Raw genomic sequence first — 12,988 nt, 5'->3', positions numbered from 1 at the left:
GTGTAGGGGTTTTTCGCGCCGGGGAACGGGCCCTCGCCCGCGAGTCGACCGGCGTCGGCGAAGATCACCACACCGACGACGTTGTCCGGATTGATGCCGGAGGTGCTCGACTCCGAGCCGATGTCCATCGCCACGCGGCGCACTACGTCAGCGCCCTCGCTGTAGCCGACAATCGAGAACTTCGTGTTCGGGCATGCGGCACTGATCGCCTTCATGACCGCTCGGGTGTTTTCCGCGCCCGTCGTCACGGCTTCTTCGTAACTGTCCATGTTGGCGGGATACGCAATGTAGACCGAGGCGTACGAGCCGTCCTTGACCGACCCGGCGGGCGTCTTGAGTACCGGGTCCACCCAGTGGCTGCTGTAGTCGTCTGTGAGCGCCGCCGGGAGGAGTGTCTTTCCATCCGCACCGACGAGCATCTTCGTCGTACCCTCGACCGGCGTGTCACCGCGACCGGCGACACCGATCCCGACCGTGTCGTGACACTCGGTGACAGACGCGGTCAATTCGGTCTCGATCGTCTGCGATTGCGGAGAATCCACGGCAACTGCGACCGCGACCAGTGCGGCCACGCCGAGCGCTGCGGGCGCTACTGCACCCGCCAGTATTCGATGTCGCGAAAAGAACCCACGAACCGGCATATCTTCTCCCCAATCAGCTTTTGGAAAACGTACGACCGACCCCCGGGGCGTCACGCAACGTCATTCGAGTAGTCGTCCAGTACGAGAGGAGCGTTACAACGGGTAACGATTTTCCGTGGCGACTCGGGAGGGAATCGGGGGCGCGCACGCCTCATTTCCGCTGCATAACACCGACGTGCACCTACTCCGCGCCGAAGATAATGACCTGTCGGATTGCTTTTCCGTCGGCGAGTTCGTCCATACCCGAATTGATGTCGGCCAATTCGATTCGCGAGGAAATGAGCTTCTCGACCGGCAGCTTCCCGTCGCGCCACAACTGCGCGTAGATCGGGATGTCGCGGGACGGGACCGCAGATCCCAGGTAGCTGCCGATAATGGTCCGCGCTTCGGCGACCAGTCCGAGAGGTGAGATCGACGAGCGCGCGTCAGGCGCCGGCAACCCGACCGTGACGGTCGTGCCACCCGCTGCCGTCGCAGCCACCGCTGTCTCGAAGGCCCGAGCATTTCCCGCGGCCTCGACGACGATGTCTGCGCGAACGCCACTCTCGGACAGGCCAGACGGTGTGAAGACCTCGGTCGCGCCCAGTTCCAGCGCCTGAGCCAGCTTGGATTCCAGTGCGTCTACACCGATGACGTTCTCGACCCCGAGTGCCCTCGCCGTCAGGATTGCGGCCATCCCGACGCCACCCAAGCCGACCACCATCACGGTGTCTGCCGGGCGAGGCTTCGCCGCGTTGAGGAGCGCTCCCCCACCGGTCAACACCGCACAACCGAGTACGGCTGCAATTTCGGCCGGGATGTCGTCGTCGACGGGAACAACCGACTTGGCGTTGACCACAGCATGCGTCGCGAAACCCGAAACACCGAGATGATGTTTGACGTTCTCGCCGGAGCGCCGCAGTCGATGCGCGCCACCGAGCAAACTGCCGTCGTTGTTAGCGGCGCTACCCACCGTGCAAGGCATCCGGCCGTCAGTAGCGCATCCCGCACATTCACCGCACCGCGGAAGAAAAGTCATCACGACGCGGGTGCCCACCGACAACGAATCAACTCCGTCGCCGAGTTCGATGATTCGACCTGCCGCCTCATGGCCCAACAACATCGGCACGGGTCGTACCCGATTCCCGTCGACCACGGAGAGGTCGGAGTGACAAAGCCCGGCAGCTTCGATCTTGACCAGGATCTCACCCGGGCCCGGGGATTCGAGGTCGAGTTCCGAAATCGAAATCGGAGTCGACTCTGCGAAGGGACGCTTCCGGCCGATCTCTTCGAGCACTGCACCACGGATCTTCAACTGCACACCCCGATTTCGATAGTTCGAACTACTTGCCCACGATCCCGCGTACCGACGCGGGGAGGTCACGAACCCGCTTGTACGGACCCACGACGGCGGCTGCAAACGGCCTCGTCAACAGCACCTGCGCCACCTCGAGCACCTCTTCGGAGGTGACTGCGTCGATGGTCGCGAGCGTCTGCGCAACACTGCGATGGTTGCCGTAGTTCAGTTCGCTGCGACCGATACGGTTCATGCGTGAGCCTGAATCTTCCAGTGCCAGAACCAATCCGCCGCGCAGCGATCCCTTGGCGCGGGCGATCTCGGCATCGGTGATTCCGTCCGTCGCCACGTTCGCGAGCACCTCGCGGATCACTGTGGCAACCTCCCCGAGGTTCTCCGGCTGGCAACCTGCATACACGGAGAACGCTCCGGTGTCCGCGAAGGTGTCGACGCCCGAATAGACGGAGTACGCCAGCCCGCGCTTCTCCCGAATCTCTTGGAACAGACGAGAACTCAGCCCACCGCCCACTGCGGCGTTGAGCACCGACAGCGCCCAGCGATGGCCCTCGTGCCGGCCGAACGCGCGTACCCCGAGCGCAAGGTGGACCTGCTCGCTGTCGCGGTGGGTCAAGCTCAGTTCAGGCATCGTGCGCAACCGCAGAGTGCCTTCGCGCCGCGGCGCCGGCTTGACCCCGCGCTCGAGATGTCCGGCAAATGCACGGCGAGCGAGCGTCACTACCTGCTTGTGGTCGACGTTTCCCGCTACGGCCAGCACCATCCGCTGCGGTGTGTAACGCCGAACATGGAAGGAATGCAACTGATTGCGCGACATCGACTCGATCGATTCGACGCTACCGATGATCGGACGGCCGACAGGATGATCGCCGAACAACGCGGTCAGGAACGCGTCGCCGAGCAAGTCTTCCGGATCGTCGTCACGCATCGCGATCTCTTCGAGCACTACTTGCCGCTCGACGTCGACGTCCGCGGTTCTGCAACGCCCTCGCAGCACGACGTCGGCAACAAGGTCAACCGCCATCGGAAGGTCGTCGTCGATCACGTGCGCGTAGAAACAGGTGTGTTCCTTCGACGTGAATGCATTGAGTTCGCCGCCCACACCATCCATGACCTGCGCGATGTCCAACGCCGTCCGTGACGGCGTCGACTTGAACAGCAGGTGCTCGAGAAAATGCGCGGCACCGGCCACACTCGGCTGCTCGTCGCGCGAGCCGACTCCGACCCACACACCGACGGAGGCGGAACGCACACCGGGAATGAACTCGGTGACGACGCGCAGGCCGCCGGGAAGGACCGTGCGCTGTACTCCGGATTCGGGAGTCGCATCGATCGGCGATTTCAGCACAGCGCTGCGGCTGCGCGTGGTGTTGGGAGTGGTCTTTGCCATGAAAAGGTTCAGCAGTCCTCGGTGCAAGTGGTCAATCAGGTATCTACAGGCTCTGTGTCTACAGACAGTACAGATGCGGCCCCGCACGGAAATCCGCGCGGGGCCGCATCAGAGTACGAAGTGAGATCTACTCGGAAGCAGCCTCGTCGGCGGCCGGAGCGGCAGCCTCGTCGTTGCCCTCTTCGACCGGGATCAGCGAGATCTTGCCACGTGCGTCGATGTCAGCGATCTCGACGCGAATCTTGGATCCGACGTTGACCACGTCTTCGACCTTGGCAATGCGCTTACCGCTGCCCAGCTTCGAGATGTGCACCAGTCCGTCGCGTCCCGGCAGGAGCGAAACGAAGGCACCGAAGGCGGTGGTCTTGACGACCGTGCCCAGGAACCGCTCGCCGACCTTGGGGAGCTGCGGGTTGGCAATGGCGTTGATCATGTCGATCGCGGCCTGTGCAGACGGTCCATCGGTGGCGCCGACGAACACGGTGCCGTCGTCTTCGATGGAGATGTTGGCACCGGTCTGCTCGGTGATGGAGTTGATCATCTTGCCCTTGGGGCCGATGACCTCACCGATCTTGTCGACGGGGACCTTGATGGCCGTCACGCGGGGAGCGAACGGGCTCATCTCGTCCGGGGTGTCGATGGCTTCCGCCATGACCTCGAGGATCGTGGTCCGTGCGTCCTTGGCCTGCGAGAGTGCACCGGCAAGGACCTGCGACGGGATGCCGTCGAGCTTCGTGTCCAGCTGCAGGGCCGTGACGAAGTCCTTGGTACCTGCGACCTTGAAGTCCATGTCGCCGAAGGCGTCTTCGGCGCCGAGGATGTCGGTCAGCGCGACGTAGCGGGTTTCGCCGTCGACCTGGTCGGAAACCAGACCCATGGCGATACCGGCAACCGGAGCGCGAAGCGGCACACCGGCGTTGAGCAGTGCGAGCGTGGACGCGCACACCGAGCCCATCGAGGTGGAACCGTTGGAGCTCAGAGCCTCGGAGACCTGGCGAATCGCGTAAGGGAACTCTTCGACGCTGGGCAGAACCGGCATGAGAGCGCGCTCGGCGAGTGCACCGTGACCGATTTCGCGACGCTTCGGCGAACCGACGCGGCCCGTCTCACCGGTGGAGTACGGCGGGAAGTTGTAATGATGCATGTAGCGCTTGGTGGTCTCGGGACCGAGCGAGTCGACCTGCTGAGCCATCTTCACCATGTCGAGAGTGGTGACACCCAGGATCTGGGTCTCGCCACGCTCGAACAGTGCGGAGCCGTGTGCGCGCGGGATGATCGCGACCTCGGCGGAGAGCGAACGGATGTCCGTGACGCCGCGGCCGTCGATGCGGAACTGATCGCGCAGGATGCGCTGGCGAACCAGCTTCTTGGTGAGCGAGCGGAACGCTGCTCCCAGTTCCTTCTCGCGGCCTTCGAAGTTGGGTGCAACCTGCTCGAGAACCTCGACCTTGACCTCGTCGGTCTTGTCGTCGCGTTCCTGCTTGCCGGCGATTGTCAGTGCGGCATTGAGCTTTTCGGACGCAGCAGCCTCGACGGCAGCAAAAACGTCGTCCTGGTACGCCGGGAAGACCGGGTAGTCACCCGTGGGCTTTGCAGCCTTGGATGCAAGTGCTGCCTGTGCAGCGCACAGGCGTGCGATGAACGGCTTGGCGGCCTCGAGGCCCTCGGCGACAATGGCCTCGGTCGGTGCCTGAGCGCCGTCGGCGATCTTCGCGATGACGTTGTCGGTGGCCTCGGCCTCGACCATCATGATCGCGACGTCGGCGTCGTCACCGCTACCGGAAACGACGCGGCCGGCGACGACCATGTCGAAGACGGCGTTCTCGAGCTGATCGACCGTCGGGAATGCAACCCACTGGCCGGTCTTGTTCTCGTCCGAGACGATGAGTGCAACGCGCACGCCACCGACGGGTCCGGAGAACGGCAGGCCCGCGATCTGCGTCGACGCGGAAGCGGCGTTGATGGCCACGACGTCGTACAGATCCTGCGGGTTGAGGCTCATGACCGTGACGACGACCTGGATCTCGTTACGGAGACCGTCGACGAAGGACGGGCGCAGCGGCCGGTCGATGAGGCGGCAAGTCAGGATCGCGTCGGTGGAGGGGCGTCCCTCACGACGGAAGAACGAACCGGGGATGCGGCCCGCTGCGTACATACGCTCTTCGACGTCCACCGTCAGGGGGAAGAAGTCGAAGTGCTCCTTGGGGTGCTTGCTGGCGCTCGTGGCGGACAGCAGCATGGTCTCGTCGTCCAGGTAAGCAACGACGGCGCCGGCGGCCTGCTGAGCAAGGCGTCCGGTCTCGAAACGGATGGTGCGGGTACCGAAGGACCCGTTGTCGATCACGGCGGTGGATTCGAACACGCCTTCGTCGACCTCTACTACGGAATTCTCTGTCATTCTTTTCTCTTCACTTCCCTCTCGTCTTCGCCGTACCCGCGCGGGCGTTTCCACCCTCCTGGTGGAAACTGCGCACCGAGGGACGTCCCCCTCTTGAATTGCAGACGCTCCTTGCGATGCGAGCGATTTCTGCTTCGGGACGTCACGACGTTCGGGCGGCCGTCGATCGAAGTCCGCCGGAGCTTTCGGGCACTTGCCCGGTCCGGAGAACCACTACCGACAACCGACACCACGTTCTCTGGTGCATACGGTGTGCTGGCTGCGTACTGCACAACTGCGCCTAGACAACTGCGCCTGGACAACTGTGCATAGCGCCGACAGCGGAAACTGCCTTGCGGCAGCTAACGCCGAAAGCCAGCGAAGCCCAGTATATGCGTGGCTTCGCCGGCTGACGGAGTGTTCGGCAAACCGAAGCATGCCGTGTTGCTTTCGATCAGCGTCGTGAGAAAAATCTAGCGACGCAGGCCGAGACGCTCGATGAGCGTGCGGTAGCGAGCGACGTCGGTCTTTGCCACGTACTTCAGCAGACGACGACGGCGACCGACCATCAAGAGCAGTCCACGACGCGAGTGGTGGTCATGCTTGTGGGTCTTGAGGTGCTCGGTGAGATCGGTGATGCGCTTGGTGAGCATTGCCACCTGAGCTTCAGGCGATCCCGTGTCGGTCTCGTGCAAGCCGTACTCGCCGAGAACGGCCTTCTTTTCTTCCGTGGTCAATGCCACTTGATTCACTCCTGTGATGACGTTTGCGTGAAAGGAACTAGATCGGGCGCGGCCACCGCAAACCGCAGCACACACCGAGAGAAGATCCTACCAGCAGCAATGAGGCGCTCTCGCCCACCTGGAGCGAATGTGGCGGCCGCCACTGACACAGGAGGAACTCAACCGACGCTACGTTCTGCATCCTCACTCAGAATCCGGCGTGCGCGTTCGACATCTCGGTTCATCGCCGTGATGAGCGACTCGATCGAGTCGAACTTCTCCATACCGCGAATCCGCGAAACCAGGTCGACCGCGACGTGTTGTCCGTACAGGTCAGCTTCGGTGTCGAGAACGTATGCCTCGACGGTTCGGGTCCGGCCGGAGAAGGTCGGATTGGTACCCACAGACACCGCGGCTTGGTATCGGCGACCGGGAACGACGGTTCCGAGTTCCTCGCCGGCACCGAGCACCGTGAACCACGCCGCGTACACGCCGTCGGCCGGAATCGCCGAAAACATCGGCGGTGCAACGTTGGCCGTCGGGAACCCCAACTCGCGTCCACGCTTGTCACCGTGGACGACCACACCTTCGACACGATGTGGACGGCCCAGAGCTTCGGTAGCCGCTTCCATGTCGCCTGCGTCGACGCACGAGCGGATGTAGGTCGACGAGAACGTCACCGCATGCTCGGCGAGCAGCTGGACGCCGTCGACGGCAAAGCCGAAGCGAGCGCCCATTTCACGAAGAAGATCGACATTGCCGAGCGCCTTCTTGCCGAAGGTGAAGTTGTCCCCCACCACGACCTCGGCGACATGTAGACGTTCGACGAGAATCTCGTGGACGTAGCGCTCCGGCGTCAGCTTCATGAAATCAGCGGTGAACGGCATCACGCAGAACACGTCGATGCCCAGATCCTGAGCCAATTCCGCACGCCGTTGCAGCGTCGTCAACTGGGCTGGATGACTACCCGGTCGCACAACCTCCATGGGATGCGGGTCGAACGTCATCAACACGCTCGGAACACCACGTTTGCGGGCAGCGGTAACCGCTCTCGCTATCAATTGGGCATGCCCACGATGCACACCGTCGAACACACCGATAGTGAGCACACAACGACCCCAATCGGCCGGAACTTCGTCGAGACCACGCCATCTCAGCACGATTGGCAGCCTACGGGTCCACCGGCGGCGGGTCACGTTCGGACCCGCCCAGCGAATCACCGCTGTGCTGCCGCTCACGTACGGAAGTTCCGGATTTCGTAGCCTAAGCTAAGCGTTGTGGCAGCTCACAAGACCGGAACCTCGGAAGCATCATCGACGTCGGACGGCGACAGCACTTCGGCGCACGACGCGGCAATCGACACGCTCGCACTCTCGTCGGTGGCCCAGGACTACCTCAAGGTCATCTGGACTATCCAGGAATGGTCCCACGAGCGGGTTTCCACCAAGCTCCTGTCCGAGAAAATGAGCGTCTCGGCCTCGACGGTCTCCGAGGCGATCCGCAAACTCTCGGACCAGGGCCTGGTCGATCACGCCCGCTACGGATCCATCGCCCTGACCGACAGCGGCCGCGCCGCCGCCGTCTCCATGGTCCGGCGCCACCGGTTGATCGAGACCTATCTGGTTCAGGAACTCGGATACGGCTGGGACGAAGTCCACGACGAGGCCGAAGTCCTCGAACACGCCGTTTCCGATCTGATGATCTCTCGGATGGACGCCAAACTGGGCTTCCCCGAACGTGACCCGCACGGTGATCCCATTCCCGCCACCGACGGTTCGGTGCCGACTCCCCCGGCCCGCCAGCTCAGCGACTTCGCCAACGGTGAGCGGGGCCGCGTTGCCCGGATCTCCGATTCCGATCCCGAAATGCTCCGGTACTTCGATTCCGTCGGCGTCAGTCTCGATGTCGAGATCACCGTCGAGGAGCGCCGCGATTTCGCCGGGACAGTGTCCGTTCGACTCGGCGACAGCCCCAACACCATCGACTTGGGAAGTCCAGTCGCTCAAGCAATTTGGCTCGTCTAGCCGAGGTAGTCAAAGCGGCAGTCGGTATCGGCGTTCCACGGGCCGGACGCCGTCGGTCCGGGTCCAGTCGGCGAGCCTCTCGTCGACGTACACCCACCCTCGACGCTCGTACAGTGCGATCGCCGGCAGAGCGGCGTCGACGACGTCGAGCACCAGTTCCAACCGACTCTCGGCTGCGAAATCCGTCACGGCATCGAGTAGCGCATCGCTGAGGCCGTTTCCACGTGAGCCAGGATGAACGAACAATCGCGACACGGCTATCGATCCCGCGGTTGTGGGCGCACCTGCGACCTCGCTGTCGACGGCCACATGACCGACAACACGACCGTCACTCTCACCGACCCACGCCTTCACCACCGTGGGCGAACTGAGCCAGCGGCGCGGGTGTTCCGGCCACGTGTTCGGATATCCGTCGCACTCGTGGACCTGTGCCAGCGCATCGACGCAACCGTCGAGGTCGCCGTCGACACGCTCGCGGACGATCACCCGCGAAGCGTCGCCGGTCGCACGACCATCACCGAACTGGCGCGTCGACCCTTCTCCTGCAGAAGCGCAATCGTGTGACCGGTGGGATCGATCGCCGCACAGATCCCCTTCATCCCGATCGGCTCGAGCCAGCGCCCCTGGCTGATCGCCTCGGCTTCCTCCGCCGTGATCTGCCGATGCGGAAAAGCCGTCTGCGCGGCCTGATCGATGTCGAGGCTCACACCCGGCTGATCCGCGAGATCTTCGAGCGTGCGCGCATGTTCGAGAGTGAACGGCCCGACGCGGGTGCGGCGCAGTGCCGTCAAATGACCGCCGACGCCCAATTCACGACCGAGGTCGCGGGCAAGCGAGCGGATGTACGTACCGGACGAGCACTCCACGTCGACGTCCAGATCGACGAAGCCACCCGGGACATCTCGCCGAGCCAGAACCTCGAAAGTCGACACCGTTACCGGACGCGGCGCCAGCTCGACGGTTTCTCCCGCACGCACCAGAGCATGTGCGCGCTGACCGTCGACCTTGATAGCGCTCACGCTTGCCGGGATCTGCTTGATGTCCCCGGTCAGCGTGGCCACGATCGCCGCGATCTCCGCGTCCGTCACCTGCGAAGCGTCTGCGGAGGTCAGGACCTCCCCCTCGGCATCGTCCGTGTCCGTCGCTGCCCCGAGGCGAATGGTCGCCGAGTACGCCTTGGTTGTCAGCGCCAGGAGTCCGAGCAACTTGGTCGCACGCTCGACGCCGAGAACGAGAACACCGGTCGCCATGGGATCCAGCGTCCCGGCGTGTCCCACCTTCCGGGTGTTCAACAACTTGCGGCACCGAGCGACCACGTCGTGGCTGGTGATACCCGCCTCTTTGTCGACAATCAGAATTCCGGCGCCGACAAGACCGGAGGAAGGCTTTTCACGAGCTGACACGTGTGCCGATTCTGCCAGTCGCGCTCACTGCACCGAAATTGCCGTCAGGATGAGTCCGTCCGACACCAACCACCTGCCGTCGAAAGAGGTGAGCGGCGGACCGGACGTCGCCTCACCGGGGCCCAGCAGACGCGAGTTGAAAGTGCCGGACGTTTCCGACTCCGCCTCGAACGTGATGTGGGCGTCCTCGAAACCCAACCAGCGCCCGGTGAGCGGAAACCACGCCTTGTACGTGGCTTCCTTCGCGCAGAAGAGCACTCGATCCCAGTGCACCGGACCGCCGGTTTCCTGAGTGTCCAACCACGTTCGTTCCGCCTCGATGCTGACCGCGGGCAATACCCCGTCCGGCAGCGGGCCGTGCGGTTCGGCGTCGATACCGAGTGAGCGGACCTGCATGGAGTACGCCAGGACAGCGCCGCGGTAGCCGTCGCAATGGGCGAGGCTCCCGACCACTCCCTGCGGCCAGAGTGGAGCACCACGCTCGCCGCGCATGACAGCGGCAGACGGAACACCGAGCTTGCCCATCGCCTGACGCGCAAGGTGCCGGGTGGTCACGAACTCGCGACGACGTTTCTCGACCGCGCGGCCGATCAACGCCTCCTCACTGGGGTGCGGAACCAGACCGGGCGGATCCACGAAGGCCTCGGCCGTCGCAACTCCACCGGGAAGAATCTGTTCGATCACGTAGCGATACCTCTCAGCGTGCGGCGCGCATGCGCTCGACTTCGGCTTCCTGCTCCGGCGTGACCTTGAAGTGGCCACCCCACTTGTTGAGCGTTCCCGGCGGGTACTCCGGAACGGGAAGAATCTGACGCAACAACTTCTCCGGCAGTCCACGCCGACGCCACTCGCGCGGGTATCCGAGTGAGACTTCCTCGAAGCGGACGCCGTCGTAGTACGTGGTTCGAGGGATGTGCAGGTGCCCGTACACCGAGCACACCGCGTTGTACTTCACGTGCCAGTCGGCGGTAGCGGTGGTTCCGCACCACAGTGCGAACTCCGGATACATGAGTACGTCCGTCGGCTGCCGGACCATCGGGAAATGGTTCACGAGAACGGTTCTTGTTCCTTCGGGAAGCGCATCCAACCGCGCCTGGGTGTACTCGATCCTCGCCCGGCACCATGCGTCGCGCGTCGCATACGGCTGCGGTGAGAGTAGGAACTCGTCGGTGGCGACGACGTTCTTGTCACGCGCGATCTCGAGCCCGTGTTCCTTGTCTCGCGCACCTTCCGGCAGGAAGGAGTAGTCGTAGAGAAGAAACATCGGGACGACCGTGACCGGTCCCTCGTCTCCCTCCCACACCGGGAACGGGTCCTCGGGTGTGATGACGTCGAGTTCGCGGCACATGTTGACCAGGTACTCGTAGCGCGGCGCTCCGTGAATCTGAACCGGATCCTTGGCGGTCGTCCACAGTTCGTGGTTGCCCGGAATCCAGATGACCTTTGCGAATCGGCTGCGAAGGAGCTTCAACGCCCACCGAATGTCGTCAGTTTTCTCGGAAACATCTCCGGCGAGAATGAGCCAGTCGTCAGGCGAATCCGGAAACAGTTCCTCCGTCATCGGCTTGTTGCCGTTGTGACCGACATGAATGTCGCTCACCGCCATCAGCTTTGCTGCCACGATCCCTCTGCTTCCTCAGTTGAACTTCCGCGCTTCGCCGTCGCCGGACCTGTCACGGCCCACTTGCCGGAAAACGCTCGCCACGACACCGCGACCATCCGAAGTACTACGAACACGGTAAGCCCTGCCCAAATTCCGGCCAGCCCCCAGTCGTAGGCGAGAGAGAGCCAGATCGCGGGCAGAAACCCGAGAACGGCGCACAGCATGGTCGCGTTGCGCAGAAACACCACGTCCCCGGCGCCGAGTAGAACACCGTCGAGTGCGAAGACGATTCCCGCCACCGGCATGATCGCGACGAAGAACCACCATGCAATCGACATCTGACCGAGCACCTCGGCGTCGGACGTGAAGAGTCCGGGGATCACGGAGTGGCCGGCGGCGAAGAAGATCGCGAGCACCACGGCAAATACCGTCGACCATGCGGTGATCCGCCAGGTCATCCTTTTCGCCGCGGCTGCGAATCCACCGCCGAGCGCCGCTCCGATCAGCGTCTGAGCTGCGATCGCCAAGGAATCGAGAAGGAGCGAAACCAGGTTCCACAGTTGGAGGACGACTTGGTGTGCACCGACTACAGCCGCACCGAACCTCGACGCCACTGCAGCCGCGGAAACGAAACACGCTTGGAATGCGAGGCTGCGCAGAATCAGGTCACGGCCCATCAGCATCTGCGCCCGCATGATCGCAAAATGTGGTCGAGCCGAAACCGGTTCACGAAAGAGCGCCCAGGCGAACAGCACACCCGAAATACTCTGGCCCACCAGATTCGCAACAGCTGATCCTTCGAGTTCCAGACGCGGAGCACCGAGCAAGCCATGCACCAGAATCGGACACAACACCGCCGAAATACCCAGGCCGACAAGGACGAACCGCAGCGGTCGCACCGTGTTCTGAACCCCGCGCATCCAGCCGTTGCCGGCCAGGGCCACCAGGATGAGTGGAACACCCAACACCGCTATCCGGAGCCAACTTTCCGCAGCCGCGGCGATGTCGGGAGTCCCGGCCACCGCCGAAGTCAGCGGGCCGGCGATCACCTGCACGATCACGACCAAGGCCAAGCCGATCGCGGCCGCCAGCCAGGTCGCCTGAACACCCTCACCCACCGCGTCGCGCTCGCGGCCCGCCCCGTGAAGCCGTGCGGCCCGCGCCGTGGTGCCGTACGACAAGAAGGTCAGCTGCGTACTCACCAACGACAGGATCAGACCACCGACTGCCAATCCGGCCAGCGGAAGCGCCCCGAGTCGGCCGACCACGGCGATGTCGAACAACAGATAGAGGGGTTCGGCTGCCAGCACCCCGAGTGCCGGAAACGCCAGGGAAAAGATTCGTCGCCCAGTGACGTCGAATTCAGCTGCCGAAGATCCCGCCGAGGTGGCGTCAGATTCGCTCAATGCCGCGGATTCAGCCGAGTGCCGCGACGAGCGCGGCAACAATCTCGTCGCTGGAACTGGTCGACGTGTATCCGGCCGACAGCCGATGTCCGCCGCCACCAAGACTTTCAGCGACCGCCGACACGTCGATC

At 63.6% G+C, this 12,988-nt stretch carries 12 protein-coding genes and 1 pseudogene; 1 reads left to right on the top strand and 12 read right to left on the bottom strand.

Annotated features, from left to right (window positions below; translation table 11 throughout):
• From A2J01_RS11695 to A2J01_RS11670, 6 genes are all read right to left on the bottom strand, one after another.
• A partial coding sequence (locus tag A2J01_RS11695) for a cutinase family protein (protein ID WP_156519247.1) occupies positions 1 to 641 on the bottom strand: 641 nt, incomplete at its 3' end.
• A 181-nt stretch (positions 642 to 822) separates the two neighbouring features.
• A complete protein-coding gene (locus A2J01_RS11690; protein ID WP_197494207.1) occupies positions 823 to 1,935 on the bottom strand; it encodes an alcohol dehydrogenase catalytic domain-containing protein in 1,113 nt (370 codons plus the stop codon).
• Between the two features lie 28 nt (positions 1,936 to 1,963).
• Complete coding sequence (locus A2J01_RS11685) at positions 1,964 to 3,322, bottom strand: M16 family metallopeptidase (RefSeq protein WP_003942169.1); 1,359 nt, start codon at positions 3,320 to 3,322, stop codon at positions 1,964 to 1,966.
• 127 nt (positions 3,323 to 3,449) lie between these two features.
• Positions 3,450 to 5,720 (bottom strand): polyribonucleotide nucleotidyltransferase, encoded by a 2,271-nt coding sequence (locus A2J01_RS11680; protein WP_050655152.1) that lies wholly within the window; start codon positions 5,718 to 5,720, stop codon positions 3,450 to 3,452.
• A 452-nt stretch (positions 5,721 to 6,172) separates the two neighbouring features.
• Positions 6,173 to 6,442 (bottom strand): 30S ribosomal protein S15, encoded by a 270-nt coding sequence (rpsO, locus tag A2J01_RS11675; RefSeq protein ID WP_007735061.1) that lies wholly within the window; start codon positions 6,440 to 6,442, stop codon positions 6,173 to 6,175.
• 158 nt (positions 6,443 to 6,600) lie between these two features.
• Positions 6,601 to 7,581 carry a bifunctional riboflavin kinase/FAD synthetase gene (locus A2J01_RS11670; RefSeq protein WP_003942148.1) on the bottom strand — a complete coding sequence of 327 codons (981 nt, stop codon included), beginning with the start codon at positions 7,579 to 7,581 and terminating at the stop codon, positions 6,601 to 6,603.
• 117 nt (positions 7,582 to 7,698) lie between these two features.
• Between A2J01_RS11670 and A2J01_RS11665 the strand changes: the two genes are divergently transcribed.
• On the top strand, positions 7,699 to 8,445 hold the full coding sequence (locus A2J01_RS11665) for a metal-dependent transcriptional regulator (RefSeq protein ID WP_030535607.1): 747 nt from the start codon (positions 7,699 to 7,701) through the stop codon (positions 8,443 to 8,445).
• Positions 8,446 to 8,454: 9 nt separating this feature from the next.
• Here A2J01_RS11665 and A2J01_RS11660 read toward each other — a convergent pair whose 3' ends face one another.
• The 6 genes and pseudogenes from A2J01_RS11660 to A2J01_RS35755 all read right to left on the bottom strand — a co-directional run.
• Positions 8,455 to 8,931, bottom strand: a complete 477-nt coding sequence (locus A2J01_RS11660; RefSeq protein WP_064112743.1) for a GNAT family N-acetyltransferase — start codon at positions 8,929 to 8,931, stop codon at positions 8,455 to 8,457.
• Positions 8,928 to 9,848, bottom strand: a complete 921-nt coding sequence (truB, locus tag A2J01_RS11655; protein WP_020907442.1) for a tRNA pseudouridine(55) synthase TruB — start codon at positions 9,846 to 9,848, stop codon at positions 8,928 to 8,930. The genes A2J01_RS11660 and truB overlap by 4 nt, the downstream gene beginning before the upstream one ends.
• Before the next feature lie 24 nt (positions 9,849 to 9,872).
• Positions 9,873 to 10,532, bottom strand: coding sequence for a 4'-phosphopantetheinyl transferase family protein (locus A2J01_RS11650; protein ID WP_064112742.1), 660 nt, complete (start codon positions 10,530 to 10,532; stop codon positions 9,873 to 9,875).
• Between the two features lie 13 nt (positions 10,533 to 10,545).
• Positions 10,546 to 11,469 carry a metallophosphoesterase family protein gene (locus tag A2J01_RS11645; RefSeq protein ID WP_007735051.1) on the bottom strand — a complete coding sequence of 308 codons (924 nt, stop codon included), beginning with the start codon at positions 11,467 to 11,469 and terminating at the stop codon, positions 10,546 to 10,548.
• Positions 11,454 to 12,857, bottom strand: coding sequence for an MATE family efflux transporter (locus A2J01_RS11640; RefSeq protein ID WP_064112745.1), 1,404 nt, complete (start codon positions 12,855 to 12,857; stop codon positions 11,454 to 11,456). Before A2J01_RS11640 ends, A2J01_RS11645 begins: the two co-directional genes overlap by 16 nt.
• 10 nt (positions 12,858 to 12,867) lie before the next feature.
• Positions 12,868 to 12,988: pseudogene (locus A2J01_RS35755) on the bottom strand (bifunctional oligoribonuclease/PAP phosphatase NrnA); the annotation flags it as partial.

This window comes from Rhodococcus sp. EPR-134 (assembly GCF_001647205.1).
Lineage (GTDB): Bacteria > Actinomycetota > Actinomycetes > Mycobacteriales > Mycobacteriaceae > Rhodococcus_F > Rhodococcus_F qingshengii.
This window is presented reverse-complemented; position numbering and strand designations above follow the sequence as displayed.

Excerpts from the sequence above, each read along its gene's own strand:
- A2J01_RS11680 (WP_050655152.1), bottom strand. The coding sequence starts at position 5,720 with ATGACAGAGAATTCCGTAGTAGAGGTCGACGAAGGCGTGTTCGAATCC.
- A2J01_RS11685 (WP_003942169.1), bottom strand. The coding sequence starts at position 3,322 with ATGGCAAAGACCACTCCCAACACCACGCGCAGCCGCAGCGCTGTGCTG.